Origin of the sequence: Haloarcula taiwanensis, from assembly GCA_002844335.1 — an archaeon.
Classification (GTDB): Archaea; Halobacteriota; Halobacteria; order Halobacteriales; family Haloarculaceae; genus Haloarcula; species Haloarcula taiwanensis.
The window spans coordinates 383,118-404,362 of record CP019154.1 but is presented as its reverse complement, the minus strand read 5'-3'; the positions used below and the strand labels follow the sequence as shown (position 1 = coordinate 404,362).

General features: G+C 65.0%; 22 protein-coding genes. 7 read left to right on the top strand and 15 right to left on the bottom strand.

Annotated features, from left to right (window positions below; all coding sequences use genetic code 11):
• Positions 1-37 precede the first annotated feature (37 nt).
• Complete coding sequence (locus BVU17_02100; protein ID AUG46370.1) at positions 38-232, top strand: hypothetical protein; 195 nt, start codon at positions 38-40, stop codon at positions 230-232.
• A gap of 39 nt (positions 233-271) precedes the next feature.
• Here BVU17_02100 and BVU17_02095 read toward each other — a convergent pair whose 3' ends face one another.
• The 6 genes from BVU17_02095 to BVU17_02070 form a co-directional block, all read right to left on the bottom strand.
• A complete protein-coding gene (locus BVU17_02095) occupies positions 272-625 on the bottom strand; it encodes a hypothetical protein (protein AUG46369.1) in 354 nt (117 codons plus the stop codon).
• Between the two features lie 81 nt (positions 626-706).
• Positions 707-1,177 (bottom strand): pyruvoyl-dependent arginine decarboxylase, encoded by a 471-nt coding sequence (locus BVU17_02090; GenBank protein AUG46368.1) that lies wholly within the window; start codon positions 1,175-1,177, stop codon positions 707-709.
• Positions 1,178-1,219: 42 nt separating this feature from the next.
• Positions 1,220-2,434, bottom strand: coding sequence for a cell surface protein (locus tag BVU17_02085; protein ID AUG46367.1), 1,215 nt, complete (start codon positions 2,432-2,434; stop codon positions 1,220-1,222).
• A gap of 254 nt (positions 2,435-2,688) precedes the next feature.
• Positions 2,689-3,909, bottom strand: coding sequence for a peptidase (locus tag BVU17_02080; protein ID AUG46366.1), 1,221 nt, complete (start codon positions 3,907-3,909; stop codon positions 2,689-2,691).
• Between the two features lie 151 nt (positions 3,910-4,060).
• A complete protein-coding gene (locus BVU17_02075) occupies positions 4,061-5,851 on the bottom strand; it encodes an oligoendopeptidase F (GenBank protein AUG46365.1) in 1,791 nt (596 codons plus the stop codon).
• A gap of 52 nt (positions 5,852-5,903) precedes the next feature.
• Positions 5,904-6,731, bottom strand: coding sequence for a tRNA pseudouridine(38-40) synthase TruA (locus BVU17_02070; protein ID AUG46364.1), 828 nt, complete (start codon positions 6,729-6,731; stop codon positions 5,904-5,906).
• A gap of 95 nt (positions 6,732-6,826) precedes the next feature.
• On the opposite strand from BVU17_02070, the gene BVU17_02065 reads away from it, so the two are divergent.
• The gene (locus BVU17_02065) at positions 6,827-7,333 is read left to right on the top strand and encodes a GNAT family N-acetyltransferase (protein ID AUG46363.1); all 507 of its coding nucleotides are present in this window, start codon (positions 6,827-6,829) and stop codon (positions 7,331-7,333) included.
• A gap of 63 nt (positions 7,334-7,396) precedes the next feature.
• Here the strand turns inward: BVU17_02065 and BVU17_02060 are convergent, their stop codons facing one another.
• Together BVU17_02060 and BVU17_02055 are read right to left on the bottom strand one after the other, a co-directional pair.
• Complete coding sequence (locus tag BVU17_02060; protein ID AUG46362.1) at positions 7,397-7,819, bottom strand: hypothetical protein; 423 nt, start codon at positions 7,817-7,819, stop codon at positions 7,397-7,399.
• A 61-nt stretch (positions 7,820-7,880) separates the two neighbouring features.
• Complete coding sequence (locus tag BVU17_02055; protein AUG46361.1) at positions 7,881-9,188, bottom strand: histidine--tRNA ligase; 1,308 nt, start codon at positions 9,186-9,188, stop codon at positions 7,881-7,883.
• Between the two features lie 244 nt (positions 9,189-9,432).
• Between BVU17_02055 and BVU17_02050 the strand changes: the two genes are divergently transcribed.
• On the top strand, positions 9,433-10,098 hold the full coding sequence (locus BVU17_02050) for a transcriptional regulator (GenBank protein AUG46360.1): 666 nt from the start codon (positions 9,433-9,435) through the stop codon (positions 10,096-10,098).
• Positions 10,099-10,126: 28 nt separating this feature from the next.
• On the opposite strand, the gene BVU17_02045 is transcribed toward BVU17_02050, so the two are convergent.
• From BVU17_02045 to BVU17_02030, 4 genes are all read right to left on the bottom strand, one after another.
• Positions 10,127-10,744, bottom strand: coding sequence for an alpha hydrolase (locus BVU17_02045; protein ID AUG46359.1), 618 nt, complete (start codon positions 10,742-10,744; stop codon positions 10,127-10,129).
• Entirely contained in the window at positions 10,745-11,089 is a 345-nt protein-coding gene (locus BVU17_02040; protein ID AUG46358.1) for a DNA-binding protein, read from the bottom strand.
• An 87-nt stretch (positions 11,090-11,176) separates the two neighbouring features.
• Complete coding sequence (locus BVU17_02035) at positions 11,177-11,638, bottom strand: 30S ribosomal protein S19e (protein ID AUG46357.1); 462 nt, start codon at positions 11,636-11,638, stop codon at positions 11,177-11,179.
• A gap of 109 nt (positions 11,639-11,747) precedes the next feature.
• A complete protein-coding gene (locus BVU17_02030; protein AUG46356.1) occupies positions 11,748-12,782 on the bottom strand; it encodes a TIGR00374 family protein in 1,035 nt (344 codons plus the stop codon).
• A gap of 96 nt (positions 12,783-12,878) precedes the next feature.
• Here BVU17_02030 and BVU17_02025 point away from each other — a divergent pair, with 96 nt between their 5' ends.
• Positions 12,879-13,745, top strand: a complete 867-nt coding sequence (locus BVU17_02025) for a thiamine-phosphate kinase (protein AUG46355.1) — start codon at positions 12,879-12,881, stop codon at positions 13,743-13,745.
• 30 nt (positions 13,746-13,775) lie between these two features.
• On the opposite strand, the gene BVU17_02020 is transcribed toward BVU17_02025, so the two are convergent.
• On the bottom strand, positions 13,776-15,017 hold the full coding sequence (locus tag BVU17_02020) for a hypothetical protein (GenBank protein AUG46354.1): 1,242 nt from the start codon (positions 15,015-15,017) through the stop codon (positions 13,776-13,778).
• A 94-nt stretch (positions 15,018-15,111) separates the two neighbouring features.
• Positions 15,112-15,360, bottom strand: coding sequence for a hypothetical protein (locus BVU17_02015; protein ID AUG48812.1), 249 nt, complete (start codon positions 15,358-15,360; stop codon positions 15,112-15,114).
• A 419-nt stretch (positions 15,361-15,779) separates the two neighbouring features.
• Between BVU17_02015 and BVU17_02010 the strand changes: the two genes are divergently transcribed.
• Complete coding sequence (locus BVU17_02010) at positions 15,780-16,466, top strand: UMP kinase (protein ID AUG46353.1); 687 nt, start codon at positions 15,780-15,782, stop codon at positions 16,464-16,466.
• Positions 16,467-18,104 (top strand): lysine--tRNA ligase, encoded by a 1,638-nt coding sequence (locus tag BVU17_02005; GenBank protein ID AUG46352.1) that lies wholly within the window; start codon positions 16,467-16,469, stop codon positions 18,102-18,104.
• 289 nt (positions 18,105-18,393) lie between these two features.
• Here the strand turns inward: BVU17_02005 and BVU17_02000 are convergent, their stop codons facing one another.
• Positions 18,394-19,284, bottom strand: coding sequence for a universal stress protein (locus BVU17_02000; GenBank protein ID AUG46351.1), 891 nt, complete (start codon positions 19,282-19,284; stop codon positions 18,394-18,396).
• Between the two features lie 103 nt (positions 19,285-19,387).
• Here BVU17_02000 and BVU17_01995 point away from each other — a divergent pair, with 103 nt between their 5' ends.
• The gene (locus BVU17_01995; GenBank protein ID AUG46350.1) at positions 19,388-21,154 is read left to right on the top strand and encodes a metalloprotease; all 1,767 of its coding nucleotides are present in this window, start codon (positions 19,388-19,390) and stop codon (positions 21,152-21,154) included.
• Positions 21,155-21,245 lie beyond the last annotated feature (91 nt).

Here is a 21,245-nt window from a genome sequence, read left to right as displayed (position 1 = left end):
ATATTTAATTAGGAGGCGTGTCTCTGTACAGACACGAATGCCTGGGTCCCCGTCGATGCCCGACCTCGTGCTTGCCAGCATCGCCCTCTCGATGCTGCTGGCGTCGCTCGGCGCAGTCGTCACCTCGATCAGCTTCGTGACGGCGCTGAGTGCCGGCAGTCTCCCGGCGACCGGCTCCATCGGCTATGCGCTGTTTTACAATCCGCCAGTCGCCAGCGGCGGTCGCGCCTGACGGTCTGCTCGCGGCGCGTCGAAGAGAACTGAAGCGGCGCTACTGTGCCGTCGGCGACGTGTCGTCGCCCATCACTTGCTTTACCTGCAGTGCGGCGGAGGCGGCGATACCCTGGGCCAGGTCGTCGCGCTCGGCGTCGGAGATGCTCGCGCTCTCTGGGTCCTCGGGCGTGTAGTCGGCGCTGACGACCGATCCGACCGGGGGCTGGACCGCAATTGTGGCCCGCGGCCCCGTCGTGCTGTTGCTGATTTCCGAACCGACGACGAACTCGCCGGGCAGGAGTTCGCGGGTCCGGGCGGCGACGCTCGAGAGGTCCCGTCGGAGTTCCTCGCGCTGTTCCGCGGTCAGCGTTACTTCTTCCGTTTCCCCACCAAACGACGTATTGCCGTACATGAACGTTCTCTGTCTCTATGCGGGGGAAGACTAAAAACCCAGGGTCCGGCACAGGGCTGTCCGGGTCCGGTCGCGGGCGGCTCACACGACCGGGTGGCTCTCGCCGTAGGTGGCGAGCACGACGGCACTGGCGTACTCGGCGTCGTCGGACGCCGACTCGACGTACACGTTTTCCTCGACGAACTCCCAGTCACGGAGGTCCCGACCGGCGGCCAGCCCCTCGCGGATTTCCATCCGGACTGCGTCCTCGCTGGTCCCGTCGACCTCGTAGAAGATGCCCGGGCCGTCCTCGCTCCGGGCCCAGCCGACGCCCGCCGCCCCGCGCTCGCCCGGCGACGCGGTCGCCGAGGACTGGACGACCTCTAGCGCCTCGCCGGGCGGCCCCAGGTCCGGTGCTGTCCCAGTCACCTCGATAGCTGGCTCAGCAGGAATGACAGAAGAGAGCGAGATGAGGTTGTAATTGTGGACGCCCGCCTCGGCGAGTGCCGCGTCGTACGCGGCCAGCGCGGTCGGGCCGGTCGCAGTCCCCCACACGACCCGGATGGTGCTCATAGCCGACTGTCGACGGTCCGCGGGGTAAGGGGTTTCGCTTCGCTACGTCGGGACGAGGCGGTAACACATCCCCGGCCGGTCCGGGTCGCCCTCGACGGCACGCTCCGCGTAGTAGATGCCATCAGCGGTCACCAGCGGCGCACTCGTCACGTGGCCGCGGTTGTCCGTGGTCCAGGCCACTGCACCCGAGTCCTGCTCCAGTGCGTACAGTCGGCCGTCGTAGGACCCGACGAGCACGTGGTTCCGGGTGGCGACGGTGCTCCCGATAATCCAGCCGCCGGTGTCGTAGCGCCACTGCTCCTCGCCGCTGTCGAGGTCGATTGCGTACACCCGATCGTCGTGACTGCCGACGTAGACGGTGCCGTCGTCGACCGCCGGCGCACACATCACGTCGGCGTCGGCCTCGAAGGTCCACAGTTCCGAGCCGTCGGTCACGTCGATGGCGGTGACGGTCTCGGCCCACGATGGTACGATAGCGGTCCCGTCAGCGACCGCGATAGGGGCTTTCACATCGCCGCCAGTGTTGTACCGCCAGACCCGTTCGAGGGCCGGAAACGACCAGGCGTAACAATAGCCGTCGTTCGATCCAAACAACAGGCGGGCGTGTTCGCGGTCCAGCGCTACCGTCGAGTGGGGGTGGTCGGTCGGCCGACTGTCTCGCCACTGCACATCACCGGTCGCAGCGTTGACAGCGACAACGCTGCCGCTCGGGGCGGCGTGTTCGACGGCGACGTACAGCGATCCGTTGTAGTAGGTCGGACTCGCACCGATAGCGTCGCCCAGTTCCGTCCGCCAGCGCCGCTTTCCGGTTTCGAGGTCCAGCGCCGACAGCGCGCCGTCGTAGGCCCCGATGTAGACGGTGTCGTTGGCGATGGCGGGCGTGCCGTGGCTCCCGCGCGTTGCCTGCGTAATCGTCGTCGACCACTGGACTTCACCGTCCGGTGCAATGGCCCGCACGCGGCCGGTGTCGTCTGCCAGAATCAGGTCGCCGGTCGGTGCCGGCGCGGGACTTCCCTTTGCCGCGGTGTGGTCCCCGCGATTGGCCGGCAGTTCCCAGGCCCGCTCGACAGCGTCCGGAATCGACGCGTCCTGATACCCCTGGTTCAGGAGTCCCTGCCGGAACTGCGTGGCGGCGCGTTCGTCTAGAGCCGTCGACGCGAGCGGATTGAACTGTGACTGGCACCCCGCAATCGACCCGGCCATCGTCGCCGCGAGCGTCCCCAGAAACGCCCGTCGCGTCCGTGCGCGCTCTGTCACGGACACCGATACCGGGCGGGGTGGCTTAAATCGCGTGGGAGCAAGGGCTGGTGGAGTGGGAGCACGAGCAGCGCAAGCAGGTCCAGCGAGAGGGCGAAACTGCTACAGAGTAAGAGAGATAGCATCGCCCGGTTGGCATACCGCGGCCAACGGCCCCGGTTTCCCCGGCTGCGAGCGGAGCGAGCGACCGGCCTTTTTCGCCCACGTTTTTCAAGGAGTGGTCGCCAAAGGCGACCCGACGCTGAAAAAGGTGGTTAGGCGAACGCGACCGGCACGCTGCTTGCGTCGTCGTCGGCTTCGATTTTCTCTAGGGCGTCGTGGAGGTCGGACTGCTGGACGGTGGTCCGGCCGTCGCGGATAGCGAACATCCCGGCCTCGGTCGCCAGCGAGGCCAGTTCCGCGCCGGAGAGCCCGTCGGTCTCGGTGGCAAACGCGCCCAGGTCCACGTCGTCGTCGAGGTTCATCTCCTCGGTGTGGATTTCGAGGATGCGCTCGCGGCCCTCGCGGTCGGGGTTGGGGACCTCGATGAGGCGGTCGAAGCGGCCGGGGCGGAGGATGGCGCGGTCGAGCATGTCAAAGCGGTTCGTCGCGGCGATGATGCGGATTTCGCCGCGCTCGTCGAAGCCGTCCATCTCCGAAAGCAGTTGCATCATCGTCCGCTGGACCTCGGCGTCGCCGGAGGTCTTCGACTCCGTTCGCTTGGCCGCGATAGCGTCTATCTCGTCGATGAAGATGATAGCCGGTTCGCGCTCGGCGGCGAGTTCGAACAGGTCCCGGACCAGTCGCGCTCCCTCGCCGATGAACTTCCGGACCAGTTCGGAGCCGGCCATCTTGATGAACGTCGCGTCGGTCTCGTTGGCGACAGCCTTCGCCAGCATCGTCTTCCCGGTGCCGGGCGGGCCGTGCAGCAGGACGCCACTCGGCGGCTCGATGCCGACCTCGCGGAACTGGTCGGCGTTGACCAGCGGCTCCTCGACGGCTTCCCGGACCTCGCGGATCTGCTCTTCGAGGCCGCCGATGTCCGAGTAGCTCACGTCGGGGGAGCCATCGACCTGCATCGCCTGCGCACGGGCGTCGGTCTCGGGGTCGAGAATCTGCTTGACGCCGAAGGAGTCGTTGATGGCGACGCGGTCGCCGGCCTCCAGCCCGTCGCGGATAGACGGCGAGACTTCCGTCAGCACTTCCTGATTGTTGCCGTGCTGTTTGACGACGACGCCGTCGTCGGTCAGCTCCTCGGCTGTCGCGATGTACAGCGAGGAGGTCTTGAGCGTCTCGTTTTCCCGTTCCAGCTGGTCGACCTCGTCCGTGAGGTCGTGCTGCCGGTCACGGGCGGCGTCAAGCTGTTCAGTCAGCTGTTCGTTGACCTGTACTATTTCTTTGAAATGTTCCCGGAGTGCCTCCAGACGCTCGTCGGGCGTCATATCGGGATCAAGTTCCAACCGTGGTCGTTCCGGAAGCGAGGGACTGCGCGACATTTGGATGGTCGGTACTATACGGTTGAGACACAAAGTGCCTTCGGGTCACAGGGGGGGGTGAAACAGTTATCCGTGTCGAGGCGGGGCTGTAGCGGTCAGTGAGACTGGTGGCTCGAACAGGCGGGCAGGCAGCGAGTCGCCGCTGGTCGCCCTACAACAGCTCGGCGAACTCGTCGAGATAGTCGCTGTACGTCGAGAGCGCGGACTCGACCGGGTCGGGACTGGCCATGTCGACGCCAGCATCGCGAAGCAGTTCCAGCGGGTACTGCCGCGAGCCGCTCCGGAGGAAGTCGATGTACCGCTGGGCAGCGGGTTCGCCTTCATCGAGGATCCCGTCGACAAGCGCGACGGCCGCCGAGATGCCCGTCGCGTACTGGTAGACGTAGAACGCCCGGTAGAAGTGTGGGATACGCATCCACTCGCGGGCGATGCGGTCGTCGAGCGCCGCGGGCTCATAGTAGTCGCCTTTCAGCTCCCGGTAGAGGTCGTCCAGTCGGTCAGGCGTCAGCGGCTCGCCGGCCTCGGACATCTCGTGGGTTCGGTGCTCGAACTCGGCGAACATCGTCTGCCGATAGAGAGTGGAGCGGAACCGTTCGAGATACTCGTTGAGGATGTGGCGACGCAGGCGTTCGTCCGCAACGGTGTCCAGCAGATGGTGGGTCAGCAGTGTCTCGTTGACCGTCGAGGCAACCTCGGCGACGAAGATCTCGTAGCCGGAGTAGACGAAGGGCTGCTCCTCGCTGGTGTACTCCGAATGCATCGAGTGACCGAGTTCGTGGGCCAGCGTGTACATCGACTCCACGTCGTCCTGATAGTTCATCAGGATGAACGGCTGGGAGTCGTAGGTGCCCCCGGAGTACGCGCCGGACTGCTTGTGCTCGGTCTCGTAGACGTCGACCCACCGCGAGTCCAGTCCTTCGGCCAGCCGCGACTGGTACTCATCGCCCAGCGGCGCGACGGCCTCGGTGACGTACTCACAGGCCTGTTCGTACTCGATTTCAGGCGATTCTTCTTGGACGAGCGGGACGTAGAGGTCCCACATCCGAAGCTCATCCGCACCGATAGACTCTCGCTTGAGGTCGGCGTGGCGGTGGAGCGTATCGAGATTATCGTGGACGGTGTCGACAAGCGTGTCGTACACCTCGACAGGGACGTTCGGGCCGTCCAGCGCGGCCTCGCGGGCGGTGTCGTAGTTGCGGGCGTTGGCCATCTTCACGTCGGTCTTGACGGCGTTCTTGTAGGCCGTGCCGACGGCATTGCGGACGGTCTCCCACTCGTCGTAGAATGCCTCGTAGACACGCTGGCGGAACTCGCGGTCGGGGTGTTTCTGCAGCGTCGTGAAGTTGTTGAGCGTGATCGGCTGCTGGTCGCCGTCCGGGTCTTCGACGGTCGGGAACTCCATGTCGGCGTTGGCGAGCATGTTGTACACCTCGCCGGGCGCGCCGGTGACCTCGCCCAGTTCCGCGAGCAGGTTCTCGACCTCGGCCGAGCGGGTGTGGTCTTTCATCCGGAGCACGTCGTCGAAGTAGTGCTCGTAGGGTTCCAGCGCCGGCTCCGCGTCGATCATCGCCTCGATGTCGTCGTAGTCCAAGTCCTGCAGTTCCGGGTCGAGGAACGAGGCCGCAGAACTGGCCTCCGAAGACAGCGACTGCGAGCGGGCGGTCAGGGCCTGGTAGGTGTCGTCCGTCGTGTCCTCGTCCTTGCGCATCCGGGCGTAGGCGGCGACGTTCGACACCGTCCGCATCAGTTCCTCGTAGGTTTCCAGGGTCTTCAGCAGGGTGGCGGCGTCCTCGGTGGCCCGCCCCTCGTAGGCCGACAGATCTTCGATTAGTTCCTCCGCTTCTTCGTAGGCGGCTTCCCAGTCCTCGTCGCTGGCGTAGAGGGATTCGAGGTCCCACTTGTACGCCTCGTCGATGTCGCTCCGTGCGGGTACCGAACTCATAGCCCGCCCTTGGAGCGGGGTCGAAGTAAGCCTTCGTTTCAGCGGCGGGGAGCTACAGTCCGTCAGTGATGTGGTCGGCGACTCGTGCAGTTGTTCGAGCGGTCGCGCGCCGACGCGCGAAGACCGCTCGTGCGTCCGCGGCAGCGTCCTCGTCCCGGGTGAACGTCACCTCCGGGTAGCACACGTCCGAAAGTACGAGCGGTTCGGGCGGGGACGGCGGGACGCCGTCGGGGCCGTCGACGGGGTCGGGCGAGAGGATGCGGTCGACCTTCGACAGCGGGGCCGAGCCGTCCGCGACAGCCGCCGCGAGCGAGACGAGGCGACGGACCAGCTGGCGGCAGAACCCACCGGCGGTAAAGCGGACGATGAGGAACCGGCCGTCCCGGTGCCAGTCGATGTCCACGGTCCGCTCAGTGCCGGTGTCGTCGGACGTGAGGTTGTGAAAGTCGTGTGTCCCGGCGAGCGCATCGACAGCGTGGGCCCACCGCTGGTCGTCGACTGGGTCGTGTCCGGGCCGGTCGGCGTCCGTCGGTGCGTACAGGTAGTAGGTGTAGCTGCGCTCAGCGGGGTCGTGGGTCGCGTGAAAGTCGTCGCGAACGTCAGCGCTTGCCCACACGCGAATGTCGTCCGGGAGTTCGCCGTTGAACGCCGCCGGCGAGAGCCACGACGGGGCGTCGAAGGCGACGGTCTGTGCCCGCGCAGAGACGCCAGCATCAGTCCGGCCGGCGGCCGCGTACCGTTCGGGTAGCTCTCCGCCGCGCTCACAGACACCGAGGCGAACGAGCGCCGAGCGCAGTCGACCCTCGACGGTGTCGACATCGGGCTGGCGTTGAAACCCGTGATACGGTCGACCGTCGTAGGCCACGCGATAGGCGCGCATACCGATTTGTCGACTGCGAGCCACTTGTCTCACCCGAATCTCAGTCGCTGGGAAGGATAGACGAACTTAGGCATGCTGAGAACGAAGCATGGGGTATGTCCAACGCCGCTGCGGCGGATCACGACTTCCCCCGCCCGCCCGAAACGTTCACCGACCACGACGGGCGGACGGTGACAATCGAGGCCTATGACGGCGCCATCGACCCGCTGGTGGAGATGTATGTTGACTTCGGGCCCGACTCCCGGTCACAGGGCGTCCCACCCCGGACGGAAGCGGACATCCGCGACTGGCTACCGAACCTTGTCGGAGACGGCCTGAACGTCGTTGTCTGGCACGAGGGTCGCGCCGTCGGCCACGCTGTCCTCGTCCCGTATCAGGACACCTCGGAACTGGCGATTTTCGTCCATCCGGACTACCAGCACGCTGGCATCGGCTCGCGGCTCATCCGTGTCCTCCTTGGCTACGGACAGGAGAACGGGCTCGACCGCGTCTGGCTCTCCGTCTCGAACACGAACCACGTCGCCCGGGCGCTGTACGAGTCGGTCGGCTTCGAGACGATTGCCAAAGAACGCGTGGAGATGGAGATGGAACGGGCGCTCTGACTGGACCACTCACGGACAGCCACACGCAGGGATAGTGGTACGTGGCAGTAGACCCTGATGCCGTCACTCGGTTTCGAGGGATACTTCCCTGTCAGTTTCACGGGCCTTGTTTTCGGTTCCGCTGTTCGCTGAGAGAGGTTCGGTTTCCAGCAGCCGGTCGAGCCGTCGCTCGAACTCGCTGTCGGTTAGTTCGCCGCGAGCGTACCGCTCCCGGAGCTGGTCAACCGGGTCCACCGCTGATTCCGAGGGGATGGTCGTGTCGCCATCGTCCGTCTCTGGCTCACCCTCTGGCGGCTCAACCATCGGTAGTTTCGATCCCAGAAGGCCGACGAGCGGAGCCAGAATAAACCAGCCGAGGATAATCGAGGCCGGTGCAAGTATGTTGCCGAGTCCGACAACGGCTGCGAGCATGCTGATGCCCGTCGAAACGATTACGATGGTCGCGACAAGCTTCCACCTCGGAAGGGCGATGGAGGGGAGCTGCATGTCGCACAATCAACACGGCGGTCGCAAAAAGCTACTGTCGTTTGCCTGCCGCTTGGCCGCGTTACTCCGCGAAGTCATCGAACGTCGGCCGGTCGTGGTCGCCCGGGAACTCGGAGAGCGGGACGCTGACCTGCTCGCCGTCGTCCATCTCCTTGAGCGTCACCTCGTCGTTTTCGAGGTCCTGCTCGCCGACGATGACGACCGTCTCGGCGTTAATGCCGTCGGCGTAACCCATCTGCGCACCGAACGAGCGGTCGGCAACGTCGCTCTCGACGACGTGGCCCTGCTCGCGCAGGTCACGGGCGATGCGGGCTGCGGTCGGACGCGTGTCGCCGACCTGCAGGACGTAGTAGTCCGTCGATAGCTCCTCGGCTGGCCAGACGCCGGCCCGCTGGCAGAGGAGTTGGAGCGTGGCGTGGCCGGGCGCGAACCCGACGGCCGGCGTCGGCTGGCCGCCGAAGCCCTCGATGAGGTCGTCGTAGCGGCCACCGCCGAACACTGAGCGTGACACTTCGCCCGTCGAGTCGAAGCACTCGAAGACGATACCGGTGTAGTAATCCAGCCCGCGCGCGGTCGTCAGCGAGACGGTGAGGTACTCACGGACGCCGAAGTCCTCGGCCGCATCGAGCACTGCCTGGAGGTTGTCAGTCGCCGCGCGGACATCCTCGGAGCCGGTGAGGTCCGCGAGCGTTTCGATTTCCTCGGCGTCAATCTGGAGCATCTCGTCGAACTTGTCGGCCTGGCCGTAGTTGAGTCCCGCCTCAACGAGCGCGTCGAGGTACTCGTCGTGGTCGACTTTCGCCCGCTTGTCGACCGCGCGAATCGCTTCGGGCACGTCCACATCGGCCCCGAACGATTCCAGCACGCCCGAGAGGATGTCCCGGTGGGAGACGCGAATCTCGAAGTCCTCTCCCGTGAGCCCGAGGTCGGTGAGCATGTCCACGGCGACGGCCAGAATTTCGGCGTCGGCCGTCGGCTCCGACGACCCGAAGATGTCGACGTTGGTCTGGTAGAACTCCCGGAACCGGCCCTGCTGGGGCTCCTCGTAGCGCCAGAACGGTCGCGTCGACACCCACTTGATTGGCTTGGACAGCTCCTGTTGCTTGGCGACGAACATCCGCGCGACGGTCGGCGTCAGCTCCGGCGTCAGAGCTACCTCGCGTCCGCCCTTGTCCTCGAAGCTGTACAGCTCCTCGACAATCTCCTCGCCGCTCTTGTCGACGTACATCTCTGTCGGTTCCAGCGCCGGCGTAGCGATCTCCCGGAAGCCGTACCGCCGTGCGACGTCTTCCAGCGTGTCCATGGCCCAGCGCCGAGCCTGCATCTCCTCGGGGTAGAAATCGCGAAAGCCCTTGACGGAGTCGTACATACCCGCGCCTACAGCGAGGGCGCGCTTGAACCTGTTCGTTCACGCTGACCAGAACCACAGATGAGGGACGGGTAGCGACTCGCTACGGTGTGCCCATTACTGCGTTTGCCAGCCCCCTCTCTATCACAGGCGGCGTAGCCAGTGCACGCTGGCGGTAAGAGAGGTAGAGACAGACTAGGTGAGACACGGCCCGTATTAGAGAGGCGACAACAAAGGTCGCCTCCACCGAGAGATATCGTATGGGATGGGCAGCGGCTCGATGGACGCGGCGCGGGGTGAGACAGTGACACAGCGATTCGAGATGGGTGTCCGGGCGCTGGACCGAAAGCTCAACGGCGGCATTCCGACTGGAAGCCTCGTCACGCTGCTCGCTGAGCCGGCGAGCCAGGCGGAGCTGTTTCTCTCCGAGTTCGTCGCCCGACAGGAGACGGTGTATCTCTCCGGCGAACAGGCACCTACGACGGTCACGTCAGCGCTGCGGTCGCGGAGAGAAACCTACGACGACCTCGCGGTCAGTCAATTAGACCGGGAGGCCCCGGTCAGTGATGCGCTTGCGCACGCCGAGGAGCTCACCGACGGAGCGCTTCTCGTCATCGATCCGGTTGAGCCACTCGAACGCGCCGATACGGGGGAGTATCGGGCCTTCCTCGAAACGCTGCAGGCCAGACTCACACAGACCGGTAGCATCGCAGTCCTGTACGCGCTCAAACACGGCAGGACGCCGTCTCAGCGCCACCGGACGGAGTACACGAGCGACATCGTGCTCGATCTCGAAACGAAGCGACGCGACGACGCCATCGAAAACAGGCTCTATATTCCGAAGTTCCGCGGGGGACGAGCGCTCACCGAGCCGATCTGTCTCGACCTCACAGACCGCATCAGCGTGGATACCACGCGAGATATCGCCTGACCGGGCGGGTACCTAGAGGGGCCAACGGCTACCGCAGACCCTTGACGCGCGACTGCGTGTGCTCGGGGAACACGTCGGCCACGGCACCCTCGCCGTAGCGCTCCCGCAGGAGTGCGCGGAGTTCGACTTCGTAGTCTGCCTTCGGAACCTCCGCGCTGGGGCCGCTCTCGACGATGAGCTTGTCTGCGGCCATCGCGTCGATAGCGCCGCGGCCGATGCCCGCAAGCGGCGCAAGGTAGTCCACGTCGAAGCGGTCCTCGACGCTCTGGGCGAGCGGGCGGTCCACCGTCGGCACCCGGTCGTCGCGGCGGGTGCCGTCAGCCACGGCAGCAACTGTGTCGATACCATCAGCATCGGTGAGCCAGTCACCGCTGGCGACGGTTTCGACGGCGTGTTCGTGGACCTGCTGGATACCATTTCGCGGGTAGCCGTCGTCGTGGATCCGCTCGGCAGCGTCGTGAGCCACGTCCAAGTCCAGTTCGACGGTCACGTGATCGAAGCCGGCGGCCGACGCGCTCTCCCGAGCGGGGTCGGTGTCGCAGATGCCGAACGAACCGCTGACGAGCGTCACGTCGTAAAAAGGGTCGAGCAAGAGCGCCGCCAGCGTCGAGTCCTTGCCGCCGCTGTACAACAGGGCACAGCGCATCTACCGGCGCTTGATGTCGAAGCTCTTGGAGTCGGGCGTCAGCTCCGAGAGGAGTTCCTTCATCTGGTCTTCGTCTATCTGCCCCTGCACACGGCCGCTGCGGGCCAGCGCGACGACCTGCTGTTCTATCTGTTCGCCGACCTGCGGCTTGGACATCTTGACCGTGTTGAGCCGTTTGCGAGCGCCGTCCGTGAGGTTCTGCTTGAGAACCGCCTGCTTCTGGGCTTCGGCCTGCTGTTGTGCGGCCTCCTGCCCCTCGCTCTCGCCGCCCTGCTGTTCCTTGAGCTGCTCCATCTTCTTTTTCCGGAGCTCTTCGAGTTCTTCCTCGCTGGGGTCGCCACTCATAGTTGTGTAAAAATACTGGGGTCGGTCGGAAAACGATTTCGGAGCAGGGACTACGGGACAGGTGCAAAATAGCCAGAAGGACGTCAGTTACGCGTAGCGTTCGAGTTCCGGACGGTCGAGTTCGGTCAGGAGGTCGCCTGCGGTGTCGTCAAGGAGGCTGCGACCCTCGCCGGTGACGCGGCGGCCGTCGTTCTCGCTGGTCTCGACGTAGCCGGCGTCTTCGAGCTGCTGGAGCGCCGTCCGGATGATGTTGCCCGAGCCCTTGGTCTTCTGGTGGGGGCGGACGCGGTAGCGGGTCGTCCCCTGCTTCGAGGTGCCGTACTCGGAGCGGAGGGCGTTGACGCCCACAGGGCCGTCGACGGCAACTTTCCGGAGGAGGCTAGCTGCGCGTCGGGCCCAGAAGTCCTCCTGCTCGGGTGGGAGTTCGCGGTCGACGCCAGTCTTCGTGTATTCGGCCCAGTCCGGCGCTTCGATGTCGTCTTCGTCTGCGAGCGTCTCCGTGAGTGCCTCGATGAGTTCCTCGGGGGGAACGTCGTAGAGTGTAGCCATTGCAGAATGCTTTCCGTCGCCGTCATTTAAACGCGTCGTTCGCAGTCGGCGGGCGTGAACCGTTCACTCGCCCGTAGGACAGCGATGCTCATACCACGAACCGCGGCAATCACTCCTCAAGCGAAGTCGCCTGGTCTACGCTGAGTGCAGCGGCGACGCCGCCGCCGATAATTGTCGGCAACAGGTAGCTTCCGACGCGGTGGATCAGTACTGCAGAGGTAGCGAGTGCGGCCGAAACCGGGGCCGTCGAGACGAGCAGCGTCACGAGCACCGTCTCGATAGCGCCGGACCCACCGGGGAGCGGGACGACGCTGGCGATGCTGCCGACGGGGACGACAAGCAGGACAACTTCGACTGGGACCGATACCCCAACGGCGTACAGTGACGTCCACAGCGACGCCGACAGGCAGACCCAGCCAAACGCCGAGAGCCCGAAGGTCTGGAGGACCGTCCGGCGGTCGGTCGCAATGCGCTCGATGGCCGAAAAGAACCCCTCGATTCGCGCCTCGATGTTTTCGGCGGACGGCGGTGACCATCGGGGCACGACGCTCGACAGCGCGGCGAAGGCGGGTGCGACACCGCGAACGACCGCCGCCTGAATGCGGTCCCGGTGTCGCCAGCCCAGAACGGCGGCGATGGGGATGCCGACCGCGAGTACCGCGACAGCACCGGCGGCAAACGCCAGGTTACGGGTCAACTGGACCGCACCGGCGGCGACGAACGTGAAGCCGACGATGGCGTACCCGACCGACGGCAGGAAGTGGACCGTATCGACAGTGGCGATAGCCGCCAGCCCGGTCTCGTACTCGGAGTCGGCGGCCGTCGAAATCAACAGCGCGCTCAGCGGCTCGCCGCCGGCCTGGCCAAAGGGCGTGACGTTGTTCGAGAACACGGCGGCGACGAACACAAGCACGGCAGTGTGTGGTGCCATCGATGCACCCAGCGCCTGCAGGACCGTCCACAGCGCTAACCCCCACGAGACGAGCCACAGTATGGCGATGCCTGCGACGGCGAGCAGCGCCGCCGGGTCCGCTGTCGCGAGCGCGTCCACCGTCTCGTCGATGCCGACAAGCCACACCAGCCCCGCGAGGACGGCGAGCGCTGCCGCGAACCCGACGACAGTCGCCATCCGGTTCCCATCCATGTGGATGGGATTGGCAGTCTCCGATTTCAACCCACCGACCCTGTCTCGCCGAGGGATATCCACGGGGGTTTTGCCCCGGGAACTCGACGACGGGGTATGGACGAGCGGGCTGCACTCGCCGACCTCGCCGACCGGCTTCCCGACGCGGGCGACGACTGCGCCGTCGTGGACGACCAGGTCATCACGACCGACATGCTCCACGAGCGGACGGACTTCCCGGCGGGGACGACCCGCTACACGGCTGGCTGGCGAGCCGTCGCGGCCTCGCTGTCGGACGTGGCCGCCATGGGGGCCGACGCGACCGCCGCGGTGGCCGCGTACGGCGCGCCGACGTTCGAGGGGGACGAACTCGGCGCGTTCATCGACGGCGCACAGGACGTGTGTCACGCGGTCGGCGCAGAGTACGTCGGTGGCGACCTGGACAGCCACGACGAGTTTACCGTCGCGACGACAGCCATCGGCTCCGCGGCTGCCCCAGTCCGGCGCTCGGGCGCGACGCCGGGCGACGCGGTCTGTGTCACTGGCACGCTCGGTCGCTCAGCCGCCGCCCTCGAACTGTTCGACCGGGGCGAGGCTGGCCGGGCGAACGACCTCTTCCGGTTCGAGCCGCGCGTACGCGCTGGCGTCGCGCTCCGACCGCACGCCACGGCGATGATGGATTCGAGCGACGGGCTGGCCCGCTCGCTCCACCAGTTAGCCGAGGCCAGCGGCTGTGGCTTCGCTATCGAGGAGCCACTGCCGATAGACGCACAGGCCGGCACGCTCGCGGAAACTGAACAGGAGCGCAGGGAGTTCGGTGTGTTCTTCGGCGAGGACTTCGAGCTGGTGTGTACGCTGCCCGAGTCAGATGTTCCCGAGGCCAAACAGGCCGTGCCGTGCCCGCTTCACCGGATCGGTACGGCCACCGAGCGCGGCGTCACGCTCGACGGCGAGCCGCTTCCAGATCAAGGGTATTCACACTGAGAGCGTGCCGTCAGCGACGCGAGCGACCGGTCAGATCGCGCTGATCTCGAACGGAACCGGCGTGAAACAGGCCAGCCCAAGCAGGAACGTAAACAGCCCCAGCAGCGTCCGCCGTCGGTCCAGCGTCGTGTCCACGGTCGGTCTGGCGGGACCCGCATACGCGAGTCCGGTAGCGAACAGGCCCCAGAACACCCACAGACCCCAGACGCCGAAGCCGACCGGCGGCGGGTCGCGGGTGAAATACAGGTAGCCGGCGAGTGCAAACAGTGCACCGGGCACTGCGGCGGCGACAGTCTCCTGGCGCTGTCCGACGATGGACCGCACGATGTGGCCGCCGTCGAGTTGCCCGACGGGGAGGAGATTCAGGAAGGTAAAGAACATCCCGGCCCAGCCGGCGAACACGATCGGATGGACCGACTCGCCGGGGCCGACCTCGGTCCCGAGCCCCAGCGCGTTCACCAGCGCTTCCAGCGCCTGAAACAGGAGCGGGTAATTGAATGTGATGATGACGCCGGTGTCGCTGTTTGCCACGCGTTCCGGGACCGTAATCGGATCTATCGAGAGGCCGATGACCGTGACGACTGTTGTCGCGACAAGGCCAGCCAGCGGCCCGGCGACGCCGATGTCGAACAGCGCCGTGCGGTCGGGGATGCGGCCGCGGATGTTGATGACCGCCCCCATCGTGCCGAGATACGACGGGAACGGGATGAAATACGGGAGCGTCACGTCGACGCCGTGGTAGCGGGCCGCGGCGTAGTGGCCCAGTTCGTGGATGCCGAGCACGCCAAGCATCGCCACGACGAACGGCCAGGCCTCGAAGATGCGAAATGGGGTCTCAGCGACCGGGATGTAGTACCAGGCACTCGCGCCGACGTACAGCGTCGAGGCGATGGTCGCCAGCAGAAGCCCGATGTTGAGCCACGGGACGCCGGAATCGCTGTCGATGGGTTCCGCGATCAACGCGTACTGGTTCCGGCGCGCGCCCAGCGGCCCACCGGAGCCGGTGGGGTCATCGCCTCCGGGGCTGACGACAGCAGTGCCACCATTGCTCGTCGTGGCAGCCGTCACAGCCGATTCGGGGCCGAGTTCTTCAAGCCGAACGTCGTAGCCCTGCTGTCGGAACACCGGCCTGAGCTGCTCAGTGACGGCGGCTGGTGACACTAGCGGGTCGCCAATATACTGAACGGTGCCGTCTCCCCGCCGCACTGACGAGACCGAGAACACACCGGCCAGTCGGTCGGGCGACGGCGGGTCATCGGCAGAGCCACTCATCGACTACTCGTAAACGATGCGGGCACAAATACTCCGCGAACGATCACACAGTTAGCAGGTACGAGTCCGAAAACTGTACACGGGGACCAGTCGCCTACGCCGGCTCGATACGCCAGGTGGTCGCGCTCGTGTACGACCACTTTTCGACGTTGATCTCGGACGCGCTGTCCTTGAGCTTGACCATCAGGGCACCGATCTCCTTCGGGGAGAGACCGACTTCGTCGGCGATGAACTTGCTTTTGAAATACATCTCGCCGTCACTTGCCTTCTCTGCGAGGAACGACTTCAGGCGCTCTTCTTTGGAGGGCTCTTCCTCGCCGGAGGGCGTTGCGGTAGCGCTCATCTTTGTCACCTCACTCCTCCGTAACCCCGCCGGGAGTATATAAAGGGAGGAACCTTCAGGTCACTTCGGTCACTTTCAGGACAAATCGAGCTAAAACGCATTTTTTATAACCGTTTCAAATTCCTTTAGACATTTTACGAAGTATTCTTAGCCGATATCTGGGCGCTACTTTCGTGGCGGTTTGAACGGTCTGTAAAAGAGAGATATCACCCTCTGTGACCCGAACAAACGGCATGTTTCGCTGGTAGAACGCCAGAGCCGTCAGACGTGCGTCAGCACGTCGGGCACACGTCATACGGAGCTCCGCGCCGGTACGCGGCGGATAGCAGTCGCTGTGGGGGCCAGAAGGGGCCGTCTATAGAGACGGCAGTCAGTGGCCTTGACAACCCTTAAGAGTGCATCGCGGTTACGGCGGGCTAATGAAAGTCGTCGTTTCCATTGGCGGAAGCGTACTGGCCCCGGACCTCGATGCGGACCGGGTCGCCGACTACGCCGACGCCATCCAGTCGCTCGATGCACAGGGGCATACACTCGGAACCGTCGTCGGCGGCGGGCCGACCGCACGTGACTACATCGGCAGCGCCCGCGACCTTGGCGCCAACGAGATCGAACTCGACCAGCTCGGCATCGCCGTCACGCGGCTGAACGGCCGCCTGCTCATCGCCGCCCTGGACGACCGCGCGGCACCGACACCCGCGGAGAGCTACGACGAGGGGCGAGAAGCCATCCGTCGCGGGGACATCCCTGTTCTCGGGGGGATCGTCGCCGCACAGACCACCGACGCCGTGGCGGCCGCATTCGCGGAGTACGTCGGCGCTGACCTGCTCGTCTATGCTACGTCTGTTCCGGGCGTTTACGACGCCGACCCGAACGAGGACGGCGACGCGACGCGGTTCGACGTACTCGGCGCTGACGAACTCGTCGATGTGATCGCCGACATCGAAATGGATGCCGGTAGCAGCGCACCGGTCGACCTGCTCGCCGCGAAAATCATCCAGCGGTCCGGTATCCGGACGATAGTGCTCGACGGCGCTGACCCAGCCCGCGTCGTGCGCGCGGTCGAAGACGGCGAGTTCGAAGGGTCTGAGATCCTCCCGGAGGCATAGATGGCGGAAGACCCCTACGAGGTTGGCCGGGGCGGTTCCCGTGCGTTCTGGGCCGATTCTGTCGCCGACGCCATCGAGGCGCGTGACCCCGACGACCCAATCGTCATCAAGGGCGGCGTCTCGCCGTCGGGTGTCCCCCACATCGGCCACTTCAACGAGATTATGCGGGGCTACTACGTCGCCGAGGCGCTGCGGGACCGCGGCCACGAGGTCCAGCAGGTGTTCACCGCCGACGACAAAGACCGCCTGCGTGCGGTCCCCCGACAGCTCGCCGACCTCGACTGGAACGTCGTCGGCCTCGGGGAGGTCGACGCCGGCGCGCTCGGGCGGAACCTCGGGAAGCCCTACACAGACATCCCGGACCCCCTCGGCTGCTGTGACTCCTACGGCGCGCACTTCACGACGCTCCTGCGAAAGAGCGCCGAACTGGTCGGCGTCGACGTGGAGTTCGTCTCGAACACGGAGCTGTACGCCGACGGCGAGTTCGAAGCAGTCACGCGCCGCGTGCTCGAACGCGCGGGCCGCGCCCGCGAGGTGCTCGCCGAGTATCAGAACAAGGTCGGCGACGACTACGTCCCGTTCCTGCCACAGTGTGCCGAATGCGGGAAGCTCACCGAGGGCGTCACCGCGGTCGACGTAGACGCGGGCGAAATCGAGTACGTCTGTGAAGACGTCGAGGCCGGCGACCAGACAATCGAGGGCTGTGGCCACGAAGGCACGGCCTCGCTCCGGGAGGGCAAGCTCCCGTGGCGGTTCGAGTGGCCCGCCCAGTGGGAGATTCTGGGCGTCGACTTCGAGCCGTTCGGCAAGGACCACGCCGAGGGGTCCTGGCCCTCCGGCGAAGATGTTGCCGAGAACGTACTTGACATCCAGCCGCCGGTCCCGATGGTGTACGAGTGGTTCACGCTCGACGGCGAGCCGCTCTCCTCGTCATCCGGCAACGTCATTACTGTCGACGAAGTGCTCGACATTCTTGAACCGGAGGTGTTCAAGTACTTCTTCGTCAAAAACCCGCGGAAGCAGCGGGACTTCTCCGTCGAGAACGTTGACCAGCTCGTCGACGAGTTCGACCGGTTTGAGCGGCGCTACTTCGGTGAGACAGACGGGAGTGATGACGAACTGGAACTCGCTGAGCAGGCCTACCCGATGGTCGTAGACGAACCGCAGGAACAGCGGGTGCGGATCCCCTACACGTTCGCGGCCGTGCTCGGGATGACGGATGACCCGGCGCTCCGGGAGCAGATCGCCCGGAAGGAAGGTCACATCCCGGACGACGCGCCAGAGTGGGCCGTCGAGCAGGCGCTTGCCCGCGTCGAACGCGCCCAGGAGTGGGCCAGCCTAACGAACAACGAATTCAACTACGAACTCAAGCGCGCCGAGATGCCCGACGTGTCATTCGACGACGAGACGGCGGCCGCGCTGGACGAACTGGCCGATTTCATCGCAGAGGGCCACGACGGAGAAGCGATTCAGTCGGAGATCTACGAGACGGCGAAGCGAAACGACATCGACATCGGTGAGTTCTTCTCGGCCGGCTACCGGCTGCTGTTCGACGACACCGAAGGCCCACAGCTCGGGACGTTCATCGCGAAACTGGACCGAGAGTTCGTCGTGGAACGGTTCCGTCAGAACGAGTGAGCCTGAGTAAGCAGGTCTTACCGAGCTGCCACCAGAGCGAAACGGCGCGTTCAGGACGACTGTTGCTGCGTATCTGGTCGGTCGAACATCGGTCCGAGCCGTTCGTCGTAACAGTCCTCACAGACGTACGCGTCGATGACGCCGGTCTCGCTATGCGTGTGAATCAGTGCATGGACGGTCGCGTCGAAAGGGACCATCTCGCCACAGATTCCACATGTTTCTGGCATGTTCCGGCACCGGTTTGCGGTACGTTCCCACGATACATAGAACAGGTGGTTCGTCCACCTGCTCAGGTCGAACGGGGTGTCACAAGTACGGGGACATCGGTAGTTCTGACAAGTCGCGATGTGACGCTACCGAGCAACTGGCGTTTCAGGTTCGAGCGGCCGTGTGATGCCATCACGACGAGGTCGATATCTTGGTCCGAGACGTACTCGCGGATGCCGTCGGCGACGCCGTTGAGGGAGTCCGTTCGTTCCACCGCGGTTGCAACCGATACATCTGGGGCGAACTGTCCGATTTCGTCGGCGGTTGCTGCAACGGCGTCACGTCCGTTCTCGTCGAGTCGTTCGAGGAACGTCTGATCCAGCCCGCCAGCGTTGAACGCGCCGCCGGCGGCCTGGATATCAACGACGTTGAGCACGTGTACCGTCGCGTCGTACCGGCCCGCAACCTCCGCAGCGTGTTCCGTCGCCGCCTTAGCGTTCTCGCTGCCATCAGTCGGCAGCAGTAGCCGGGAGTAATCGAAGTCGTCCGGCTGTGGCCCGTTTGAAACGACGAGGACAGGCACCGCGGACCGGTGTAAGACCTGTTCAGTGACGCCACCGAGGAGTCGCTTCCCGAGGCCAGTTATCCCCTGTCGGCCAAGAACGATGAGTCCGGCATCAGTATCACGAGCGCGCGTGTCTATCTGCACGCTCGGTTTTCCCGCCAGCAGTTCTGTCGTGACCGGCTGGCCGATATCGGCTGCGAGTGACTCGATTTCCGCGAGGACCGACTCGCCGTGGTCTCGGAGACGGGCGCTCTCGGGGTCCGTTCGCGTAAGCCTGCGCGCTCGTTGATTGAGGACATACACCGCCTCGACAGTCGCGTCAAAGTCCATCGCCAGTTCGAGGCCACGCCGTGCGGCGGCGACGGATTCGTCGCTCCCATCGACAGCAATGAGAATGTGGTCGTACATTGTGTGGTCGTTTGCGGCGAGGTCACTTCACCGTTAGCCGCTCTGTGCCAGCAGTGTGTCCCAAACCAAACCCTCTTGCTTGGCTAAACCTATCTTCTGATAAATGGTGAGTACGTTGACGTGGGTCCTCGCGGGCCTTGTCGCCTACACCCTCCTCGCGATGGCGCTACGGACTCGCGGCGTTGTACCCGAGTATATCCGTTTTAGCGGCCCGATTACGACGATCCACACGCAGAAGGGCAAGGCAGTTCTCGACTGGCTCGCGCGGCCAAAGCGGTTCTGGCGCGCCTGGGGGAACCTCGGCGTCGGGTTCGGCCTCGTCGTGATGGTCGGCTCGTTTCTCCTCGTTGCGCTCGGAGCCTACCAGGCGCTCGTCAACCCACAGCCCTCGGCACTGAACGAGCCACGAAACGCGCTGGCGATTCCCGGCGTGAACGACTTCCTCCCGCTGTCGGTCGCACCCGAAATCGTGCTCGGGCTATTGCTCGGCCTCGTCGTCCACGAGGGCGGCCACGGACTGTTCTGTCGGGTCGAGGACATCAGCATCGAGTCGATGGGGCTTGCCCTGCTGGCGATTATTCCGATCGGGGCGTTCGTCGAACCCGACGAAGACGAACTCCTCCGTACCGACCGCGGCTCACAAACCCGGATGTACACGGCCGGCGTGACCAACAACTTCGCGCTCGCTATCATCACGCTCCTGCTGCTGTTCGGACCAGTTGCCGGTGCTATCTCTGTCGTCGATGGCGTTCCGGTCGGAAGCCCAATCAGTGGAACCCCCGCCGCTGATTCGGACATCAAGTCAGGTGACGTTATCACAGCGGTCAACGGCCAGTCTGTCGAAAACCAGCAGGAACTCGAATCGGTGCTCAGCGAAAGCGATGCACAGACTGTCGAAGTGGCCCGAAAAGATGCCGAACCCGTCACCGTCGAACGCTCCGTTGTCGTCTCCGCGGCGCTTCAGAGTGCGCCACTCGGAACTGGTGAGACAATTGTCTCTGTCAACGGGACCGCAGTGGCGACCCGCAGTGAGTTCGAGCAGGCGGCCCGAACCCATCCCGTCGCGACGCTCGAAACTGAGTCCGGGGAGACGGTCACGACCCCGCTCGGCGCGTACGTGCTGGTCGCTGAAGACGGCCCGCTCGCCGGGGACGGAGCGCCAAGCGGCGAAGGGATGATCATCACCGCGGTCAACGGGGAGCGCACGCACAGCGGGGCCGCATTGATGCAGGCGCTTGAAGGGAGAGAGCCCGGTGACAAAGTGACAGTCACCGGCTACGTCGACGACTCGCGGGAAACCTACGAGCTAACGATGGCCGAGAGCGAACAGGTCGACAACGGCATCATCGGTGTCGGCATCCAGCAGGGTATCAGCGGCATCCAGGTCAGTGACTTCGGCATCGACGCCTACCCCGCGGCGGCATTTCTTGAATTCATCGGCGGCTCGCCTGACACACCGACATCGGTCTCCGAGTTCTCGTTCGCACAGCGGATATTCAGCACGCTCTTGCTTCCGTTCATCGGCGTCGCTGGCGGCTTCGGCTACAACTTTGCCGGCTTCACCGGAATCGCGACGAACTTCTACACCGTTCAGGGCCCGCTCGGGGCGCTCGGGGCGACGCCGGTGTTCCTGCTCGCAAACGTCCTCTTCTGGACCGGCTGGATCAACCTCGTCATCGGCCAGTTCAATCTCATCCCAACGTTCCCGCTCGACGGGGGTCATATTCTTCGGGCGTCGACTGAATCGTTCGTCTCGCGGCTGCCAGTCTCGGACGGGCGGCGGGTGACGACGGCCGTCTCGATTGCCATCACGGTGTCGATGATCAGCGGCCTCCTGTTAATGGTGTTTGGCCCGCGGCTCCTGACCTGAGGCGGACTGTCGTCTCTGATTCGCTCGACGGCTGCCAGACTAGCGGCGGTTACTGTGGCTGTAGAGTCGACCGGGCCTCTGTGACGGTCGG